The 19,205-nt window shown below is 75.1% G+C and carries 15 protein-coding genes and 1 pseudogene; 9 read left to right on the top strand and 7 right to left on the bottom strand.

The features are described 5' to 3' along the window. The 5 genes from CBZ_RS05965 to CBZ_RS05945 form a co-directional block, all read left to right on the top strand. Nucleotides 1-745: carboxyl transferase domain-containing protein (locus CBZ_RS05965; RefSeq protein WP_281274857.1), on the top strand; the 745-nt coding region annotated here is incomplete at its 5' end. Between the two features lie 5 nt (nt 746-750). Next, nucleotides 751-3,012 carry an acetyl/propionyl/methylcrotonyl-CoA carboxylase subunit alpha gene (locus CBZ_RS05960; RefSeq protein ID WP_130780668.1) on the top strand — a complete coding sequence of 754 codons (2,262 nt, stop codon included), beginning with the start codon at nt 751-753 and terminating at the stop codon, nt 3,010-3,012. Then, on the top strand, nt 3,009-4,184 hold the full coding sequence (locus tag CBZ_RS05955; RefSeq protein ID WP_130780667.1) for an acyl-CoA dehydrogenase family protein: 1,176 nt from the start codon (nt 3,009-3,011) through the stop codon (nt 4,182-4,184). Before CBZ_RS05960 ends, CBZ_RS05955 begins: the two co-directional genes overlap by 4 nt. Beyond that, nucleotides 4,181-4,723 carry a MaoC family dehydratase gene (locus CBZ_RS05950; RefSeq protein ID WP_130780666.1) on the top strand — a complete coding sequence of 181 codons (543 nt, stop codon included), beginning with the start codon at nt 4,181-4,183 and terminating at the stop codon, nt 4,721-4,723. Before CBZ_RS05955 ends, CBZ_RS05950 begins: the two co-directional genes overlap by 4 nt. Beyond that, on the top strand, nt 4,720-5,541 hold the full coding sequence (locus tag CBZ_RS05945; RefSeq protein ID WP_130780665.1) for an HpcH/HpaI aldolase/citrate lyase family protein: 822 nt from the start codon (nt 4,720-4,722) through the stop codon (nt 5,539-5,541). The genes CBZ_RS05950 and CBZ_RS05945 overlap by 4 nt, the downstream gene beginning before the upstream one ends. A 73-nt stretch (nt 5,542-5,614) precedes the next feature. On the opposite strand, the gene CBZ_RS05940 is transcribed toward CBZ_RS05945, so the two are convergent. From CBZ_RS05940 to CBZ_RS05910, 7 genes are all read right to left on the bottom strand, one after another. Next, entirely contained in the window at nt 5,615-7,288 is a 1,674-nt protein-coding gene (locus tag CBZ_RS05940) for a hypothetical protein (protein WP_130780664.1), read from the bottom strand. A 130-nt stretch (nt 7,289-7,418) separates the two neighbouring features. Beyond that, entirely contained in the window at nt 7,419-8,714 is a 1,296-nt protein-coding gene (locus CBZ_RS05935; RefSeq protein ID WP_130780663.1) for a type II toxin-antitoxin system HipA family toxin, read from the bottom strand. Beyond that, nucleotides 8,704-9,039: a helix-turn-helix domain-containing protein gene (locus CBZ_RS05930; RefSeq protein ID WP_130780662.1), complete on the bottom strand. Its 336-nt coding sequence runs from the start codon at nt 9,037-9,039 to the stop codon at nt 8,704-8,706. The genes CBZ_RS05935 and CBZ_RS05930 overlap by 11 nt, the downstream gene beginning before the upstream one ends. A 42-nt stretch (nt 9,040-9,081) precedes the next feature. Further along, complete coding sequence (locus CBZ_RS05925; protein WP_130780661.1) at nt 9,082-10,188, bottom strand: bifunctional 2-methylcitrate synthase/citrate synthase; 1,107 nt, start codon at nt 10,186-10,188, stop codon at nt 9,082-9,084. A 49-nt stretch (nt 10,189-10,237) separates the two neighbouring features. Next, on the bottom strand, nt 10,238-11,131 hold the full coding sequence (prpB, locus tag CBZ_RS05920) for a methylisocitrate lyase (protein WP_130780660.1): 894 nt from the start codon (nt 11,129-11,131) through the stop codon (nt 10,238-10,240). Continuing rightward, on the bottom strand, nt 11,131-12,657 hold the full coding sequence (locus CBZ_RS05915) for an MmgE/PrpD family protein (RefSeq protein ID WP_130780659.1): 1,527 nt from the start codon (nt 12,655-12,657) through the stop codon (nt 11,131-11,133). The genes prpB and CBZ_RS05915 overlap by 1 nt, the downstream gene beginning before the upstream one ends. Before the next feature lie 93 nt (nt 12,658-12,750). Then, complete coding sequence (locus CBZ_RS05910; RefSeq protein WP_218022717.1) at nt 12,751-13,593, bottom strand: class I SAM-dependent methyltransferase; 843 nt, start codon at nt 13,591-13,593, stop codon at nt 12,751-12,753. A 78-nt stretch (nt 13,594-13,671) separates the two neighbouring features. Between CBZ_RS05910 and CBZ_RS05905 the strand changes: the two genes are divergently transcribed. The 4 genes and pseudogenes from CBZ_RS05905 to CBZ_RS05890 form a co-directional block, all read left to right on the top strand. Then, entirely contained in the window at nt 13,672-15,144 is a 1,473-nt protein-coding gene (locus tag CBZ_RS05905; protein WP_130780658.1) for a glutamate synthase subunit beta, read from the top strand. Between the two features lie 160 nt (nt 15,145-15,304). Then, the gene (locus tag CBZ_RS05900; protein ID WP_130780657.1) at nt 15,305-16,648 is read left to right on the top strand and encodes an alkaline phosphatase; all 1,344 of its coding nucleotides are present in this window, start codon (nt 15,305-15,307) and stop codon (nt 16,646-16,648) included. A gap of 106 nt (nt 16,649-16,754) precedes the next feature. After that, the gene (locus CBZ_RS05895) at nt 16,755-18,065 is read left to right on the top strand and encodes an SWIM zinc finger family protein (protein ID WP_130780656.1); all 1,311 of its coding nucleotides are present in this window, start codon (nt 16,755-16,757) and stop codon (nt 18,063-18,065) included. Continuing rightward, nucleotides 18,062-19,205 (top strand): annotated as a pseudogene (locus tag CBZ_RS05890) (hypothetical protein); the annotation flags it as partial. The gene CBZ_RS05895 and the pseudogene CBZ_RS05890, both read left to right, overlap by 4 nt.

The raw sequence follows: 19,205 nt of genomic DNA, 5'->3' as shown, positions 1-19,205 counted from the left end.
CCTCTACGGGGTCGTCCCGACCGACCTGCAGTCGCCGTACGACGTGCGCGAGGTCATCGCGCGGCTCGTCGACGGCAGCGAGCTGCACGAGTTCAAGCGCGAGTACGGGCCGACGCTCGTCACCGGGTTCGCCCGGCTGCACGGGCACCCCGTCGGGATCGTCGCGAACAACGGCGTGCTGTTCAGCGAGTCCGCGCTCAAGGGCGCGCACTTCGTCGAGCTGTGCGACCAGCGCGGCGTCCCGCTGGTGTTCCTGCAGAACATCTCCGGGTTCATGGTCGGGCGCGACTACGAGGCGGGCGGCATTGCCAAGCACGGCGCCAAGATGGTGACCGCCGTCGCGACCACCCGCGTCCCCAAGCTCACCGTCGTCATCGGCGGCTCGTTCGGCGCCGGGAACTACTCGATGTGCGGGCGCGCGTACTCGCCGCGGTTCCTGTGGATGTGGCCCGGCGCGCGGATCTCGGTGATGGGAGGGGCGCAGGCGTCGTCCGTCCTCGCGACCGTCCGGCGCGGTCAGGTCGAGGCCCGCGGCGGGACGTGGGAGGCCGACGACGAGGCCGCGTTCCGGGCTGCCCTCGTCGACCAGTACGAGACGCAGGGCAGCCCGTACTACTCGTCCGCACGGCTGTGGGACGACGGGATCATCGACCCCGCCGACACCCGCCGCGTCCTCGGGATGGCGCTCGACGTGTGCGCGACCGTGCCCCTCGGCGAGCCGCGCCTCGGCCTGTTCCGGATGTGACGGCGATGACGACCCCCGTGCCCGCCGCTGCACCCGCGCCCGCCTCGGTCGACGGCGCGCGTCCTCCCCTCGCGCCGGTCGTCCCGGCTGGCGTGCCGGGCGCCGGGTCGACGCCCGCACCGCCGTCCGGGCTGTTCGCGACCGTGCTCGTCGCCAACCGCGGCGAGATCGCGTGCCGCGTGATCCGCACCCTGCGACGCCTCGGGATCCGGTCCGTCGCCGTCTGGTCCGACGCCGACCGTGACGCGGTGCACGTCGGGCTCGCCGACGTCGCGGTGCGCCTCGGACCGGCCGAGCCGCGCGCGAGCTACCTCGACGTCGCCGCGGTCGTGCGCGCCGCGGTCGCGTCCGGCGCCGACGCCGTCCACCCCGGGTACGGCTTCCTGTCCGAGAACGCGGACCTGGCGCGTGCCTGCGCGGACGCGGGGGTCGTGTTCGTCGGGCCGGGCATCGAGGCGCTCGACCTCATGGGCGACAAGGTCCGCGCGAAGGCGCACGTGGTCGCCGCGGGCGTGCCGGTGACCCCGGGCGTCGCGCTCGCGGGCCTGACGGACGACGAGGCCGCGGACGCCGTCGCCCGGCTGGGCTACCCCGTGCTCGTCAAGCCGTCGGCCGGCGGGGGCGGCAAGGGCATGACCGTCGTCGAGCGGCCCGACGACCTCGCCGACGCGCTCGTCACGTCGCGGCGCGTCGCCGCCGCGGCGTTCGGCGACGACACCCTGCTCGTCGAGCGGCTCGTCGCCACGCCGCGGCACATCGAGGTCCAGCTCCTCGCCGACGCCCACGGTGCGGTCGTGCACCTCGGCGAGCGGGAGTGCTCGCTGCAGCGGCGGCACCAGAAGGTCGTCGAGGAGGCGCCGTCGCCCCTGCTCGACGCGGCGACGCGCGCCCGGATCGGCGCCGCCGCGTGCGACGTCGCGCGCAGTGTCGGCTACGTCGGCGCGGGGACGGTCGAGTTCCTCGTGTCCGACGACGCCCCGACGGAGTTCTTCTTCATGGAGATGAACACGCGGCTGCAGGTCGAGCACCCCGTGACGGAGCTCGTCACGGGCCTCGACCTCGTGGAGTGGCAGGTCCGCGTCGCCGCGGGCGAGCCGCTGGGGTTCGGGCAGGACGACGTGCGGCTCACCGGGCACGCCGTCGAGGCGCGCGTCTACGCCGAGGACCCCGCGCGCGACTTCCTGCCCACCACCGGGACCGTGCGGGTGCTCGACGAGCCCACCGGCGACGGCATCCGCGTCGACAGCGCCCTGCGCGCCGGGCTGGAGGTCGGGTCGACGTACGACCCGATGCTCGCGAAGGTCGTCGCGTGGGCGCCCGACCGGGCGGAGGCGCTGCGGCGGCTCGACGGCGCGCTGGCCCGCACGACGGTCCTGGGCGTCCGCACCAACGTCTCGTACCTGCGGCACGTGCTGGTCGACCCCGACGTCCGCGCGGGGCGGCTCGACACGGGGCTGCTGGGTCGGCTGACGCCCGCGGGACGTCCCGGCGGGGAGCCGCCGTCGAGCGGCGTGCCGGTGGCGCCGAGCGTCGACGGCGGTCCGGGTGCGACGACCTACCTCGCCGCCGACGTCCTCGCACCCGTCGCGGCCGTCCTGTGGCGGCACACGGACCTCGCCGCGGAACCGGAGGGCACGCGGCCGCGGCGGAGCGACGCCTGGCGGCACGACGGCTGGCGGCTCGGAGACCCGCGACCGACCCGGTACGAGGTCGCGGTCGACGGCGGCGACGTCGTCGAGGTCGCGGTCCTCGTCGGGGCACCGCGGGTCGCGGACGGCCTCCGCGAGGACTGGTCCGCCGCCACGGTCACCGTCGCCGACCGGACGCCCGTCTCCGCCCGCCTCACCCGCCGGACCCCCGACACGGCCGAGGTCGACGTCGACGGTGTCGTGCACGTCGTGCGCCTCGCGACCGACGGACCGGTCACCTGGGTCGGCGTCGACGGCGCCGCGGCCGAGGTCCGCTTCCGCAGCCGCGTCGAGCGCCTCGCGGAGGACCTCGCGGCCGTCACCCGCGGCGAGCGTCCCGCCGACCCGACGGTCCGCGCACCCATGCCCGGGATCGTCGTCGCGGTCGACGTCGAGAGCGGTGCCGAGGTCGTCGCCGGCCAGCCGCTCCTCACGATCGAGGCGATGAAGATGGAGCACCGCCTCGCCGCTCCCACCGACGGTGTCGTCACCCTCACGGTCCGACCGGCCGACCGGGTGTCGCTCGACCACGTGGTCGCCACGATCACCCCCCACCCCCACGAAGGGAACCCGTCATGAGCCACGAGCTGACCCCGGAGCAGCGCAAGCTGCGCGACGAGGTGCGCGACTTCGCCGACCACGTCGTGGCCCCCGCGGCCTACGAGTACGACACCAAGCGGGAGCTGCCCTACGAGATCCTCGCGCAGATGGGGGAGATGGGGCTGTTCGGCCTGCCCTTCCCGCGCGACTACGGCGGTCAGGGGCGCGACTACTTCGACCTGTGCCTGGCCGTCGAGGAGCTCGGGCGCGTCGACCAGTCGATCGGCGTGACGCTGGAGGCGGGCGTCGGGCTCGGCGCGATGCCGGTGTTCCGGCACGGCACCGAGGAGCAGAAGCAGGAGTGGATGCCGCTGCTCACGTCGGGCCGGGGTCTCGCGGCGTTCGGGCTCACCGAGGCCGACGCGGGCTCGGACGCCGCCGGCACCCGCACGACCGCGCGCCTCGAGGACGGCGAGTGGGTCATCGACGGCAGCAAGCAGTTCATCACCAACTCCGGCACGCGGATCACGCGGCTGCTGACGATCACCGCCGTGACGGGGGAGTCCGTGCGGGACGACGGGACCGTCAAGAAGGAGCTCAGCGCGATCCTCGTCCCCGCGGGCACCCCGGGCCTCACGGTCCTCCCGCCGTACGACAAGGTCGGCTGGCACACCTCCGACACGCACCCCCTGCGGTTCGAGGACCTGCGCGTCCCCGAGGCGAACCTGCTCGGCACGCGCGGGCGCGGCTTCGCGCAGTTCATCCAGGCGCTCGACGAGGGCCGCGTCGCCATCGCCGCGCTGTGCACGGGGGCCGCGCAGGGGTGCCTGGAGGAGGCCATGCGGTACGCCCGCAGCCGCAACGTCTTCGGGCACCCCATCGGCGAGAACCAGCACATCGCGTTCAAGATCGCGCGCATGGAGGCCCGGGTGCACGCCGCCCGCCTGGCCTGGTACGACGCCGCGCGCCTGCTGCTCGCGGGGCAGCCGTTCAAGCTCGAGGCCAGCCTCGCCAAGCTCATCGGCAGCGAGGCCGCGATGGACAACGCGCGCGACGCGACGCAGATCTTCGGCGGGTACGGCGTCCTGAACGAGAACGCCGTCGCCCGGCACTACCGCGACTCGAAGATCCTCGAGATCGGGGAGGGGACGACCGAGGTGCAGCTCATGGTCATCGCGCGCGAGCTCGGGTTCGCGGGGGCGAGCCGATGACGGACGAGGCGGACGTCGAGGTCGCCGCGGCCGAGCTCGATGTCGACGCCGGGGCCGGCGGCGTCGCGCACGACGTGCTGCAGCGCGGGCTGTACTACGAGGAGCTCGACCTCGACGCCCGGTACCTGCACCGCCCCGGCCGCACGATGACCGAGGCGGACAACGTCCTGTTCAGCACCCTGACGATGAACCCGCAGGCCCTGCACCTCGACGCCGCGTGGTCGTCGTCGCAGCCGTTCGGCGAGCGCCTCGTGAACTCGATGCTGACGCTCGCGGTGCTCGTCGGGTCGTCCGTCGCGCAGCTCACGCAGGGCACGATCGTCGCGAACCTCGGCTTCACCGACGTGCGCTTCCCGCACCCGCTGCGGCACGGCGACACGCTGTATGCCGAGACGGTCGTGACGGCCAAGCGGCCGTCGTCGTCCCGGCCGGGGCAGGGCGTCGTCACGCTCGCCCACACGGGCCGCAACCAGGACGGCGTCGTCGTCGCCGAGGCGACCCGCACCGTCCTGTTCTGGTGCCGGGACGCCGCGCCGTGACCGCGTTCACGCTCGGCCCCGCGCTGCTGTTCTGCCCCGCGGACCGCCCCGACCGGTACGCCAAGGCGGCCGACCGCGCCGACGGCGTGATCCTCGACCTGGAGGACGCCGTCCTGCCCGCCGACAAGGCGGCCGCGCGGGAGCACCTCGCAGCGGTGCACCTCGACCCGGCGCGCACGGTCGTCCGGGTCAACCCGGCCGGCACGCCCGACCTCGTCGAGGACCTGCACGCGCTCGCGGGGACGCCGTACCGGACCCTCATGCTCGCCAAGACCGCGGGCCGCGCGGACGTCCGGGAGCTCGCGGCCTACGACGTCGTCGCGCTGGTCGAGACGGCGGCCGGTGTCGTCGAGGCGTCCGCGATCGCCGCCGAGGCCAACGTCGTCGCGCTCATGTGGGGCGCGGAGGACCTCGTCGCGTCCCTGGGCGGCACTGCCAGCCGCCGTGACGACGGCACCTACCGCGACGTCGTCCGGCACGCGCGCTCCGCCGTCCTGCTCGCCGCGGGCGCGCACGGCAAGGCCGCGGTCGACGCCGTGCACGTCGACCTCGACGACACCGAGGGCCTCGCCGCCGAAGCGGCCGACGCCGCGGCCAGCGGCTTCACGGCGACCGCGTGCCTGCACCCGTCCCAGGTCGACGTCGTGCGTGCGGCCTACACGCCGCGGCCGCAGGACGTGCGGTGGGCGCGCGCAGTCCTCGACGCGGCCGCCGGTCAGCACGGCGTCTTCCGCTTCGAGGGGCGCATGGTCGACGGACCTGTCCTGCGTCACGCCGAGCAGGTCCTGCGCCGCGCGGGTCGGCCGCCGACCCGCTGACCGTGGCGCTCGGGTCGCGCCGCCGGCTCGGCACCGGCGACGGCTCCGGGCGCTTCCGGGGTGCATCCGGGCGTCACCGCAGCACCGGCGACAGGTCGGCGCCCCGGATCACGACCGCGCCCGCCGACGACACGTCGGCCGCGACGACGAGGACGTAGTCGAGGTCGAACGACGACCGCCAGCCCGGTTGGCCGACGACCTCAGCCTGCGCCTGGTCCGCGATCTGCAGGAGCCCGTCGGCCGACGTCGACGAGAGCGTGACACCGACGTCGAAGGTGAGGACGGCGACGGTCCCGTCGGCGACGGCGACTGCGCGCGAGCCCCCTGCAGGCCCGAACGGTGCCGCACGGTCACCCCACGGCGCGACGACCAGGGACTGCACCACGGTGCCGACCACCTCGTCCGAGGAGAGGGAGAGACGCACCTCCTCGAGGTCGCCGAGGTCCTCGACGCCCGACGCGTCGCCGGCCTTGAGGTAGCGCTGCACGGCATCCAGGGCGGCCTGCGCCCGGTCGAGGTCGACGGTGTCGGGCGCGTGCGTCGCACCGCGGCCGCCTCCGTGCAGGGTCGTGCCGGACTCGACGTCGGTCTCCGCGCGGATGCGCCACGGGTCGAGGACGTCCTGCCGCTCCTCCACGCGCAGGAGCGGCACGGCCGCCTCGTCGTCCTCGCGACGTGACACGACGACCCGGTACAGCGGGTAGGACGTGAACGCGGGCGCGATCTCCTCCAGCGTGGTCATCGGGAACGTCGAGGCGTCGACCTGGGTCCCGTCGCGTGCCGCCCGGGCGAGCTCGACGCGTGCGTCGAACTCCTGGACCGCGAGCTGCGGGCCGCTCGTGACGCGCGCCCAGGCCGTCGGGTCGCCCGCCGCGGCGGCGGCTGCGGCCTCCGTGTACGGGTGCGGCGTGGGCTCCGGTGCGGCGCGCTCCGCGGCTGTCAGCGCCGGGCGCTCGGGGAGCTCGGGGCGTGCTGCGACGCCCGGGACCGCGGCGCATCCCGCCAGTCCGACCGTCCCGACGAGGGTGGCGGTGGTCAGCATGGTGAGGCGCGCGCCGATCGACTCTGCGCCCGCCGTGTCGGCCGCTGTGTCGGGGCGGGCCTCCTGGTGGACCTCACCCGACGCGGCGTCGGGCCCGGGGCCGTCCGTCCGGTCACGACCACGACGCCGTCGCCCGAGCGCCACGCCACCACCCGTGAGGACGGCTCCCAGGGCCGCGGCCCCGACCGCGACGCCGAACGACGACGGCACCTCGACCCCGACGCCCACGTGGAGTCGCGAACCGGGCTCCGCCGCGACGGCGACGACCGCGACGGACGCGTCGTCGAGCGGCACCCGCACGGTGCGCTCACCCGAGCCGCGGTCCTCGACCGTCCAGAAGCGCGCGGCGCCGAGGTCGGACGGTGCCTCCTCGGGACGCCCGCGGACGTCGCCCGCCAGCCGGCCGTCCAGCCCGGCACGCAGGACGACGAGGCGCTGCATCGGCGCGGTGTACGACGCGACGTCGACGGGGTGCGCGGCGCCCACCAGCACGTCGCCGTGCTCGGCGTGCGCCGTGACGGCGAGCGTCACGCCGGTGAGGGGGACGAGGTCGTGCGGGAGGACGACGGCGCGGGCACCGACGGGTGCGGTGATCGTCCTCAGGTCGATCTGGTCGTCGGGACCGACGAGTGCTGCGGCGCCGGTACCGAGGACGAGCAGCACGGCTCCGACGGTGACGGACAGCACGGACATGACGCGGCGCATGGGGCCCCCTTCGTGTGATCGGCGCCGAAGGTACCGATCCGGACGAAACGGGCGTCACAGTTCTCCACAGGGCCGCCGGAACCGGCGGTGACCGGCGCCGCACGGAGGTCGCGACGCGGTCCGTGCGGCGTCAGGAGGCGTCGTACCGGGTGTACGGGTGGGCGAACTCGCGTCCCCACAGCGTGGCCCGCTCGGCGCGCGAGAGACCGACCTCGTCGCACACGTCGTCCCACCCGTCGGCGACGGCGGCCTCGACCTCGTCGATGACCTCCTGCGCCCGTCCGGCGCTCAGCAGGAACTCGCCGGCGACTGCGCGGCACAGCCGCAGCTGGCTCGCGCGCGCGCCGTCGGCGGTGATGCCGATCGCCTGGGTCGCGGTGCTCGTCGAGCGTCGCTGCGGAGCGACGTCGTACGCGGGCGTGAGCGTGAGGTGCTGCCCGTCCCAGAACGCCGCGTGGTTGCGCAGGTGGTCGTCCGTGTTGCCGACCACGACGTTCACGACGAGCCGCCGGAAGAGCTCGGTCAACGTCTCGGGGACCCGCGTCCAGGGGCCGGAGCGCACTTCGCGGGCGATGTCCGCGTACGACGCGTACCGCGCGCTGCTCTCCGCCAGGCCGAGGACGGTCAGCATCGACACCATCTGGCGGCGCGCCGTGCGCGGCGACCCGTCCGGTGCGGTCACGGGGTACCGGTCGAACCGCTCGACGAGCAGGACGTCCTTGCCGCCCGCGCGCACGACGGAGACGGGGGCGACCTGCGCGCCGGCCCGGGCCGCGAGCAGCATCGCCGCACCTTCCGCCTTCACCACCGGCCGGTCGTCGGTGCTGGAGGAGAACTTCGCGACGAGGTGCCGACCGCCGTCCTCGAGCAGCGCCTTGGGCCGTGCGCCGCCGATGGACGTGCCGTGCCCGGCCGCCGCTTCCAGGGCGGGCGGCAGCCGCTCGCCGCGCTCGACGAGCTCGGCGGCCTCCATGAGCTGCGCGAGCGAGGCGCGCTCGTCGCGCGGGACGTACTCCTGTGCCGACCCCTGGAAGTCCAGGGCGCCGATCCGGTCGCTCCCGGAGCGCAGCAGGTAGGTGAGCTCCGAGAGCTCTGCGTCGGGGTCGGAGCCGACTTCGAGGTTGAGGACGCGTCGTCCCCACGCGTCAGGGGCTGCGTCGCGCAGGCACCCGGCGAGTGCGAGTGGCTCGCGACGCGGCACGGCGGTCGGGTCCAGCGCCCGGTCGGTGAGGGGCAGCTCCGGCGGGTAGAGCGAGACTGCGTCCGGCCGTGCCCGGTAGCTCGCGCCGTAGCGGAACGCGAGGACGGGCTGACCGGCGAGGCGCGCGGGTGTCGCCTGGAGGACGCCGGCGACGACGGGCTCGTGCGCGCCGGGCAGCCACGTCCAGACGAACGCGCGCTGAGGTGCAGCGGCCTCAGAAGTCATCGTCGATCTCCGCAGGCTTCGGACGTACCCGCTCGGGCAGCAGGGCCAGGGTCGCGCGCTGCCGCGCGGCGAGGTCGGGCAGGTCCCGGGCGTCGGCGCCGAACAGGGGAACCCCGCACAGCACGGCGGCCTCCAGGACGGTACCGACGGCGGTGCCGGGCGCGCCCTTCTCGATGCGCCCGACCACGGCCGTGCTGACGCCGAGGCGCCCCGCGAGCTCGGCGACCGTCCACCCCAGCTGCCGCCGGGCGATCGCGACCTGCACGCCGAGCGTCTCGACGGCCGCGAGGGTCGCCGGGAGGTAGGCGTAGGTGCGCTTGGCCATGGGATCGACTATAAACCGAACCGTACGGCCAGAAGAAGATGTTTATGTCATGTCGCGTCGGGCCGGGCCGTCGTAGCTGCTCAGCGGGCGGATGAGGGAGTTCGACGCGAGCTGTTCCATGACGTGCGCGGTCCACCCGACGACGCGGGCCGCGGCGAACAGGGGCGTGAAGGTCGGGGTGTCGAACCCCATGAGGTGGTAGACGGGCCCGGTCGGGTAGTCGAGGTTGGGCAGGATGCCGGTGCGCGCGGTCATGGCGTCCTCGAGCGCGACGTAGAGGTCGAGCAGGTCCTGTCGGTCGTAGTGCTCGATCAGCCGGCCGAGCCACGCGCGCATGGTCGGGACGCGCGAGTCGCCGTGCTTGTAGACGCGGTGCCCGAAGCCCATGACCTTGCGCTTCGCGGCGATCTCGGCGTCGAGCCAGGCCGCCGCCTGGTCCGCGGACCCGATCTCGGCGAACGTCGCCATGACGGCCTCGTTGGCGCCGCCGTGCAGGGGGCCCTTGAGCGCACCGACCGCGCCCGTCACGGCGGAGTGCAGGTCCGACAGGGTCGAGGCGATGACGCGCGCGGTGAACGTGGACGCGTTGAACGAGTGCTCGGCGTACAGCACGAGGGACACCTCGAACGCCTTGACGACGACCGGGTCGGGCACCTCGCCGAACGTCATCCAGAAGATGTTCTCCGCGAACTTCAGGTCGTCGCGCGCGGGGATCGGGTCCTGGCCGCGGCGGCGTCGCTGGTCGAGCGCGACGACGCCCGGGACCTGCGCGAGCAGCCGGATCGACTTCGCGAGGTTCGCCTCCCGCGAGGGGTCCTCTGCGGTCGGGTCGTGCGCGCCGATGACGCTCACGGCGGTCCGGACCACGTCCATCGGGTGGCAGGTCGTCGGCAGCGCGAGGACCGCGTCGACGACCGGGTCGGGCAGCGTCCGCTGCGAGCGCCCGCGGCCCTGGAACGCGGCGAGCTCGTCGGCGTTCGGCAGCTCGCCGTTCCACAGGAGGTACGCGACCTCCTCGAACACGCAGCGTTCCGCGAGCTGGTCCACGGGGTAGCCGCGGTACAGCAGCGAGTTGCTCTCGGGGTCCACGGACGAGATCGCGGTCGTGTCCACGACCACGCCCGCGAGCCCCTTGTGGATCTCGGTCATCGTGCCTCCATCGCCGTTGACGGATCGTTGACTGATACAAGGCCAGGCGCTACAGCCGGAAGTTGAAGACGTCCTCGTCGAAGTGGCTGTACGAGGGGTAGTCGAGCAGGTCGTAGAGGTCCGCGCGTGTCTGCATGCGGTCGAGCAGCCCGGCCTGCGTGCCGGACGCGAGGATCTCGTCGAGCCCGGCGGACGCCGCGCCCATGGCGAGGCGCAGCAGCGTGACGGGGTAGATGACGATGTTCATGCCGAGGTCGGTGAGCTGCTGCGCGGTGAGCAGCGTGCCCTTGCCGAACTCGGTCATGTTCGCGAGCAGCGGCACGTCGAGCGCGGCACGGAAGGCCGCGAACTCCTCGGGGCCCGCCAGGGCCTCCGGGAAGACGGCGTCCGCACCGGCGTCGACGAGCGCCCGCGCCCGGTCGATCGCCGCGTCGAGCCCCACGACCGCCCGCGCGTCGGTCCGGGCCACCACGAGGAAGTCGGGGTCGCGCCGCCCGTCGACCGCCGCGCGGATGCGGCGCAGCGCCGTCTCGTCGTCGACGACGTCCTTGCCGTCGAGGTGCCCGCAGCGCTTGGGGTTGACCTGGTCCTCGATGTGGCAGCCCGCGAGCCCGGCGTCCTCCAGGCCCTGCACGGTGCGCGCGACGTTCATCGGCTCGCCGAAGCCCGTGTCCGCGTCGACGAGGGCCGGCAGGTTCGTCATGCGGGCGATCTGCCCGGCGCGCGTCGTCACCTCGGTCGCCGTCGTCAGGCCGATGTCGGGCAGCCCGAGGTCGGCCGACAGGACCGCGCCCGACACGTACACGCCGTCGAAGCCCTTGGCCTCGATCAGCCGGGCCGACAGCGGGTTGAACGCCCCGGGCAGGCGCAGCAGCCGCCCCGACGCGAGCGCCTCGCGGAAGGCCCGCCGCTTGTCGGACGCGGTCGTCGTCGCGTACAGCATCAGAACAGTCCTTCCGGCGACCGGACGGCGTCGAGGACGCCCGCGGGCGCGACGACCGTGAGGCCCGCGAGCTCGTCGGGCCGCAGCGACGACAGCCGCTGGGCGACGTCGAGGAACCGCTCGACCTCCGCCGCGTCGAGCACGCCGTCCGCGAGCGTGCGGAACTTCGCGACGTAGTCGGCACGCGCGAACGGCCGCGCGCCGAGCGGGTGCGCGTCGGCGACCGCGATCTCCTCGACGACCACCTCGCCGGACGTCGTCGTGATCTCCACCCGCCCGCCGAACGCCTTCTGCGCCGGGTCCGTCGAGTGGTAGCGCGCGGTCCACGCCGGGTCCTCGGTCGTCGTGACCTTCTGCCACAGCGCGACCGTGTCGGGGCGTGTCGCCCGCGCGGGCTCGTACGACAGCACGTGGTGCCACGTCCCGTCCTGGAGCGCGACCGTGAAGATGTACGGGATCGAGTGGTCGAGCGTCTCGCGCGACGCCGTCGGGTCGTACTTCTGCGGGTCGTTCGCGCCCGAGCCGATGACGTAGTGGGTGTGGTGCGAGGTGTGGATGACCACCGACGCGACGTTCGCCGGGTCGGCGACGTCCGGCCGCGCGTGGTGCAGGCGGCGGGCCAGGTCGATGAGCGCCTGCGACTGGTACTCGGCCGAGTGCTCCTTCGTGTAGGTGTCGAGGATCGCCGTCTTCGCCTCGCCCGGCGCCGGCAGCGGGACCTCGTACGAGGCGTCCGGTCCGTCGAGCATCCACGCGACGACGCCGTCCTCGCCCTCGTAGATCGGGCTCGGCGACCCCTCGCCGCGCATCGCCCGGTCCACGGCCTCGATCGCGACCTTGCCCGCGAACGCGGGGGCGTACGCCTTCCACGAGGAGATCTCGCCCTTGCGGGACTGCCGCGTCGCGGTCGTCGTGTGCAGCGCCTGCCCGACGGCCTGGAACACGACCTCCGTCGGGAGGCCCAGCAGCGTGCCGAGCCCCGCCGCGACCGACGGCCCGAGGTGCGCGACGTGGTCGATCTTGTGCGCGTGCAGGCTGATCGCCCGCACGAGGTCCACCTGGATCTCGTACCCCGTCGCGATCGCCCGGACCAGGTCCGCGCCCGACCGGCCGGTGTGCTGCGCGACCGCGACCAGCGGCGGGATGTTGTCGGCCGGGTGCGAGTAGTCCGCGGCGAGGAACGTGTCGTGGTAGTCGAGCTCGCGCACGGCGACCCCGTTGGCCCACGCCGCCCACTCGGGCGAGACCCGCACGTCCGGCGCGAGCCCGGAGACGGTCGCGCCGTGCCGCGTCGACCCCGCGTACGGGTGGGCGACGGCCTGCGCGCGGGCCGCGACGACCGGTGACCGCGTGAGCGAGGCCGCGGTCACGGCGGCGTTGTCGATCACCCGGTTGACGACCATCTCGACCACGTCGTCGGGGACCGGGACCGGGTCGGCGGCGACCTCCGCGATCGCCCAGGCGAGCTGGTCGGTGCGGGCCAGCCGGTCGGCGCTCGGGTGGACGCGCAGGGCGTGCGTGCGCATGGGCCTCCGTCCCTCGTCGGACGCGCCGCGCCGGGGGACCGGCGGCGGCGACGGCGTGCGCCGGACGCGGGGTGCGCCGGCCACCAGCCGAGGCTAACCGCCCGGACGTCGCGTGGCGTGGCGGGCGTCGTCGGTCACCCGTGTGGCGACCCACAGCTCCTCGGCGGGCCACCGGGTCGCCCAGTCGGCGGACACGATCTCGTAGAACGCGTGGTCGTGGCCGTCGGCCGGTGCGTAGAGCTCGTGCAGCGCCTCGACGACGAAGCCCGAGCGGCGCAGCAGGCGGACCCAGTCCCCGTGGGACGGGTGGAACTCGACGCCGCCGCCCGGCCAGCGCACCTTGGAGGCCTCCCGCTGCCCGCGCAGGAGCCGCTCGTGGGCGACGCCCTCGTCCGCGGGCACGCACAGGGCCGACAGCAGGCTGTTGGTGAGGAAGACCAGCCGGCCGCCGGGACGCAGCAGCCGTCCCGCCTCGGGCAGCCAGGCGGCGGGGTCGCACCACGCGGCGGCGCCGTGCTCGCTCACGACCAGGTCGGCGCAGCCCGACGCGAGCGGGACGTGCTCGGCGTCGCCCTGCACGAGCGGGAACGCCGGGCCGTGCCGGCGCTGCAGCCGCGCCGCGGTCGCGAGCTGCTCGCCCGAGAGGTCCACCGCGACTGTCCGGGCGCCCGCCCGCGTGAGCCACGCGGACACGTACGCCGTGCCACAGGCGAGCTCGACGACGTCGAGGCCGCGGACGTCGCCGAGGACGCCCAGGTCGCGCTCGGGGACGGCGAACAGCCCCCAGACCGCCTCCGGCCGGGTCCACTGGTCCTCGGCGGCGGCGTCCGTGAAGCGCTCGTTGACGACGGCCCACAGCGCCCGGTTCAGCGCGATCTCCGCGGGACGGTCCGCGGGCATGTCGGAGACCTGGTCCGGGGTGCGGTCGTCAGGCACGTCCTGACTGTAGGCCGGGTCCCCGTCTGGGACCTTCGACGCCGGTCGGGCGCCTGCGGCGGCACTACGGTCGCCCGCATGGCCGACCCCCGAGGATTCCTCCGGACCCGCGACCGTGAGCTCCCGTCCGACCGGGCCGTGCCCGTCCGGATCCTCGACTGGGACGAGGTCCACCGGCACCCGGTCGGCGACGCCGCCGCGCTGGAGTCGCTGCACCGGCAGGCCGGCCGCTGCATGGACTGCGGCGTGCCGTTCTGCCACCACGCGTGCCCGCTGGGCAACCTCATGCCCGAGTGGAACGACCTGACGTGGCGCGGGCAGTGGCGCGACGCGTCGGACCGCCTGCACATGACGAACAACTTCCCCGAGGTCACCGGCCGGCTGTGCCCCGCGCCGTGCGAGTCGGGGTGCGTGCTGGGCATCAACCAGCCGCCGGTGACGATCCGGAACGTCGAGCTGTCCATCGCGGAGGAGGCGTTCGACCGCGGGCTCGTCGTGCCGGAGGAGATCCACCGCATGACGGAGTGCACGGTCGCGGTCGTCGGTTCGGGCCCCGCCGGGCTGGCGGCCGCGCAGCAGCTCACGCGCGCGGGCCACAGTGTCACCGTGCTCGAGCGGGCGAGCGCGCCCGGCGGGCTGCTGCGGTTCGGCATCCCCGAGTACAAGCTGCCCGCGGCGGTCGTCGAGCGGCGTCTGGACGTGATGCGCGCCGAGGGCACGGTGTTCCGGTGCGGCGTCGACGTCGGGGCGGACGTCACCGGGGACGACCTGCGCCGCCGGTTCGACGCGGTGCTCGTCACGACCGGCTCGACGCGTCCCCGCGACCTGCCCGTGCCGGGCCGCGACCTGGACGGCGTCATGCCCGCGATGGATTACCTCGTGCCCGCCAACCACGCGGCCGTGGGCGAGCCCGTCGCCGGTGCGCCCGTCGCGACCGGCCTGGACGTCGTGGTGGTCGGCGGCGGCGACACGGGCGCCGACTGCGTCGGGACCGCCGTCCGCCAGGGTGCGCGCTCGATCACGCAGCTCGAGATCATGGCGCCCGCGCCGCACGAGCGGCCCGCGACGCAGCCCTGGCCGACCTACCCGACGCTGTTCCGCGTCTCCTCCTCGCACGAGGAGGGCGGCGAGCGCGTCTTCGCCGTCAGCACGACGCGGCTCGTTGGCGACGACGACGGTCGGGTCGCCGGCCTGGCGCTCGTCGACGTCGAGCAGGTCGACGGGCGGTTCGAGCCGGTCGCCGGGACGGAGCGGGTGCTGCCCGCGCAGCTCGTCGTGCTGGCCCTCGGGTTCGTCGGGCCGGAGACGGACGGCCTCGGGGACCAGCTCGGGCTGACGACCGACGGGCGCGGGTCGTTCGTGCGCGACGACGACTTCTCGACGACCACGCCGGGTGTCTTCGTCGCGGGCGACTGCGGGCGCGGGCAGTCGCTCGTCGTCTGGGCCATCGCCGAGGGCCGGGCCGCGGCGGCGTCCGTCGACCGGTTCCTCACGGGTCGCTCCGCGCTGCCGTCGCCGATCCGCGCCAGCACCGTGGCGCTGCGCGCGTAGCCGCGCAGGTCAGCCGCACGCCCTCGTCGGGACGCCCCACGGCGGTCCTCCCAGCGGATGCGGGCCTGCCCCGACCGTCCCAGCATGGGTCGGTCGGGGACCGCTCGACACCCCGATCACGTCCGGAAGAACGACGAGGTTCGACGACGGGGGCACGACCATGCACGGGTTCGGCGCACGACGAGGATGGGTCGCGACCGGAGGGGCCGCGGTGCTCGCCGCCGGCCTGGCCGCGGGAGGGGTCGCCGCGGGCGGCCCGACGACCAGCGGTCCGGCCACGGGCGGCCAGGACGTCCAGCGCGGGGGCGGTGATCGTGGCGGCACGTCGCGGGCCAAGAACGTCGTCGTCATCGTCGGCGACGGGCTGAGCATGGCGGCACGCGACGCGATCCGGCTCGCGACCGTCGGGCAGGGCGGGCAGCTCCAGATGGACCAGCTGCGGTACGCGGGCTGGATGTACACGGACTCCGCGGACCCCGAGGAGGCGGTCACCGACTCGGCGGCCGGCGCGACCGCGTTCGCGACGGGCGTGCGGACCTACAACGGCGCGGTGTCCGTCGACGTCGACGGCAACCCCGTGACGACCCTGCTGGAGCACGCGAAGGCGCTGCGCAAGGCCACGGGCCTCGTGACGACTGCGCAGGTCACCGACGCGACGCCCGCGGCCTTCGGGTCGCACGTGCCCGACCGCGGCGACCAGACGGAGATCGCCCGGCAGCTCGTCGAGGAGTCGAAGCCCGACGTCATCCTCGGCGGCGGCGAGGACTGGTGGTACCCGACGGGCGACGAGGGCGCCTACCCCGACGACCCGGCCGACCCGCGGCCCGAGGTCAGCCGCAGCACGATCGGCAACCTCGTCGAGCGCGCGCAGGACGCGGGCTGGACGTACGTCAGCACGGCCGCCGAGCTGGAGGCCACCGATGCCGACCGGATCCTCGGCCTGTTCGCGAACGAGGAGATGTTCGAGCAGGCGCCCGAGGGGCAGGGCGACGAGTACGCGCCCGTCGTGCCGCTCGCGACGATGACCGCGAAGGCCCTCGACGTGCTGCGGCACGACCGCCAGGGGTTCTTCCTGCTCGTCGAGGAGGAGGGTGTCGACGAGATGGCGCACGCCAACAACGCGGCCCGCACGATCCAGGCCGGGCAGGCGCTCGACGAGGCGGTCGCGGTGGTGCGGGACTTCGCCGCGAAGCACCGGGACACGCTCGTCGTCATCGTCGGCGACCACGAGACCGGCGGGCTCGCCATCGAGAACGTCAGCGCGTCCGACGAGTCGGGCGACCCGGCCAGCACCGTGCCCGGCGTCCTGCAGAGCCTCGAGGACGGGCCGTTCCCGATCGCGGGCAGCGACCTGCAGTTCACGGTCGACTGGACGACGGGCGGCCACACGGGTGCGGCGACGCCGCTGACCGCCGACGGCCCGGGCAGCGAGCGGCTCGCCCGCGCGCAGAAGAACACCGACGTGTTCGACGCGGTGCTCGCCGCGATGCGCGGTCGCCGCTGACAGTCGCGCCAGACCGACCGTCCGTCCCCGCGCATCCCGGTGAGCGCGCGGGGGCGGACGGCTGCGCGGCCCCGCGGTGTCGGGGTGCGCCCCTACACTCCGGCCGGTGACCACCCGGACCTTCGCCACCGCCTCCCACCTGGGGGAGGACGGCCTCGTGCTGGGCCTCGCGCCCGCGCTCACACCGGCGGGGCTGGTCGACGACCCGAGCTTCTTCCACGGGTTCGCCGCGCACCCGCAGGTGCTCGCGCGCGGCCTGCTCACGCTGGCCGACGTCACTGCGACGCGCTACTTCCAGTACACGCCGTCGACCCTGCGCGACCCGGTGCTCACCGCGCACGGCGACCGGCTGCGTGCCGAGGTCTTCTCGGCGTGCAACGGTGTCTACGCGCGCCTGGACCTGCTGCCCGACGGGATCGACGCGGGCGAGGTCGCGCACGGCACGACGAACGTCGACATCGGCCCGACGACGCGCGCGGCGCTCACGCAGGTCGGGCGCGACGGCTTGCTGCACGTCGACGTGGGTCGCGGCGGCCTGACGGTGTCGAGCCCCGAGGAGACCGTCGTCGAGCGTCCCGTCGAGATGCCGGGGCGCTGGGTGCGCGCGTTCGGCAACGCCGCCGAGCTGCACCACGGGCTCGCGCCCGCCTTCACGCTCGGCGCCGCGCACGCCAAGGCGTTCGTGGCCGGGCTGCCCGCCGCGACCAGCGCGACCCGCACCGGCTGGCTCACACCCGACCGGACGGGTGCGCGGCTGTCGCCCCGCCGGACCGCGGCCGGGGTCCTCGTGTCCGGCCTGCACCGGCTGAGCGCGGCCAAGCGCCTGCTCCCGCACGTCACGGGCGTCACCGTGCTCGGCGGACCCGACGCCGGTCCCGTGGTTGTCGAGGTCGCGCTGCCCGGAGCCCGGCTCGTCCTCGGGCTCACCGACGAGGCGTGGCGCGGGCACTCCGGCGAGGGGTCGCTGCTCACGTCGCTCGCGGGCGCCACGGTCGCCGAGGACGCCGACGTGGTCAGCGCGCTGCTCGCGTTCGAGCCGGTCGTCGACGTGCCGCGGCTGGCCCGCGACTCCGCGCTCGACGAGGGCCGGGTGCGCGCGGCGCTCGCCGTCCTCGCGGCCGACGGTCGCGTCGGGTGGGACACGCACGACGCCGCCTGGTTCCACCGCGAGCTGCCGCACGACCCGGCGCGCGTCGACAAGGACAACCCCCGCCTCGTCGCGGCGCGTCGGCTGGTCGCCGACAGTGCCGTCAGCCCGGCCGACGGCGGCTGGTCGGTCCGCAGCCGCACCGGCGGTCCGGACCACCGCGTGACCGCCGACGGCTGCACCTGCCCCTGGTTCCTCGCGCACGGCACCGGCCGCGGCCCGTGCGCTCACGTCCTCGCCGTCCAGATCCGCACGGAGGCCCCCGCATGACCGCACCCCGGCTCGCCGCGGCGCTCCAGGTGTTCACCGACCTCGGCTGGGGGTCGGCCGACCTCGCCGACGTCGAGCACCTGCCGCTGGGCACGCCCGAGCAGCAGCGCACCGCGCGCGACGGCCTCGCGTCCGGGGCGTGGGGCGCGTTCGGGCAGACCGGCCCGAACACCTACGGCTGGATCAGCGCGGTGCCCGTCGACGAGACCCTCCTCGCGGTGCTCGCCGTACGCGCGGGGGTCGACGTCCGCCGGGCCGTCCGGCTCCTCGCGTCGGCCCACCGGGTCGACGACGAGCTCGCGACGCGCCTCGTGGCCGCCCGCGGGGAGCGGTTCGCGGTCCGGTTCGTCGAGGAGGCGTCGCGGACCGACCAGCGCGCGTGGGAGCACGCGACGAGCAGGCACGCCGGGGTCCTCGTGCGGCTCGTCGACCGGTTCGACCTGCCCGTGCCCGACAGCGTGGCGTACCTCAAGGACTGGGCGGTCTACGCGCACGGGGAGCTGACCGGGACCGGCGAGCCGGGCTACGAGCGCCGCATGCCGCTCGCGCCCGAGGTCCTCGAGCGGCGGGCTCGGGAGCACGTGCGTGCCGCCGTCGCGGCCGGCGTGCCCGGGACGGGCCCGTTCGGCACCGTCCTGCCCGCTGCGGTCGCGCGCGGGTGGGTCGACCGCGACGAGGCCGTCGACCTCGTCGTCGCCGCGCTCGACGCGGCCCAGCGACCCGGCGACCGCAAGGTCTGGACGCAGGTGCTCACCGGCCCGCTCGCCCTCACCGACGACGAGCTCGTCGCGCGCGCCGACACGTTCGTGCCCGTGCTCGCCCACGGGGACGGGCCGGTCGTCGAGGCCCTCGCCCCGCGGCTCGTGGCCCACGCGCCGGACGAGGTCCTGGGCGACGTCCTCGCGGTCACGCTGCTGGTACGGACGAAGAAGGTCCTGCGGCTGCTGCTCGTGGCGGCGTCCGACCGCCCGCGGCCGTCGGACGCCGTCGTCGAGACGGTCGGACCGCTCGTCGCCCTGCACACGGCGAGCCCGGACCGGGCGCTCGCGCGGGCCGCCGGCGCGCTCGCGGCGGCGTGGGGGATCGCGCCCGACGACGCCGACGTCGGCGCCGAGGACCCGGTCGCAGGCGGCGCGTGGC

Source organism: Cellulomonas biazotea, assembly GCF_004306155.1.
Classification (GTDB): Bacteria; Actinomycetota; Actinomycetes; order Actinomycetales; family Cellulomonadaceae; genus Cellulomonas; species Cellulomonas biazotea.
Note: the sequence above shows the minus strand (reverse complement) of the source record. Positions and strands in the feature narration are given on the sequence as shown.

Bases quoted from the DNA above. Each gene is read 5' to 3' on its own strand.
- CBZ_RS05950 (WP_130780666.1), top strand. From the start codon at position 4,181: ATGACGGACGAGGCGGACGTCGAGGTCGCCGCGGCCGAGCTCGATGTC.
- CBZ_RS05930 (WP_130780662.1), bottom strand. From the start codon at position 9,039: ATGGCCAAGCGCACCTACGCCTACCTCCCGGCGACCCTCGCGGCCGTC.
- prpB (WP_130780660.1), bottom strand. From the start codon at position 11,131: ATGCTGTACGCGACGACGACCGCGTCCGACAAGCGGCGGGCCTTCCGC.
- CBZ_RS05900 (WP_130780657.1), top strand. From the start codon at position 15,305: ATGCACGGGTTCGGCGCACGACGAGGATGGGTCGCGACCGGAGGGGCC.
- CBZ_RS05935 (WP_130780663.1), bottom strand. From the start codon at position 8,714: ATGACTTCTGAGGCCGCTGCACCTCAGCGCGCGTTCGTCTGGACGTGG.
- CBZ_RS05940 (WP_130780664.1), bottom strand. From the start codon at position 7,288: ATGCGCCGCGTCATGTCCGTGCTGTCCGTCACCGTCGGAGCCGTGCTG.
- CBZ_RS05905 (WP_130780658.1), top strand. From the start codon at position 13,672: ATGGCCGACCCCCGAGGATTCCTCCGGACCCGCGACCGTGAGCTCCCG.
- CBZ_RS05915 (WP_130780659.1), bottom strand. From the start codon at position 12,657: ATGCGCACGCACGCCCTGCGCGTCCACCCGAGCGCCGACCGGCTGGCC.
- CBZ_RS05925 (WP_130780661.1), bottom strand. From the start codon at position 10,188: ATGACCGAGATCCACAAGGGGCTCGCGGGCGTGGTCGTGGACACGACC.
- CBZ_RS05960 (WP_130780668.1), top strand. From the start codon at position 751: ATGACGACCCCCGTGCCCGCCGCTGCACCCGCGCCCGCCTCGGTCGAC.
- CBZ_RS05955 (WP_130780667.1), top strand. From the start codon at position 3,009: ATGAGCCACGAGCTGACCCCGGAGCAGCGCAAGCTGCGCGACGAGGTG.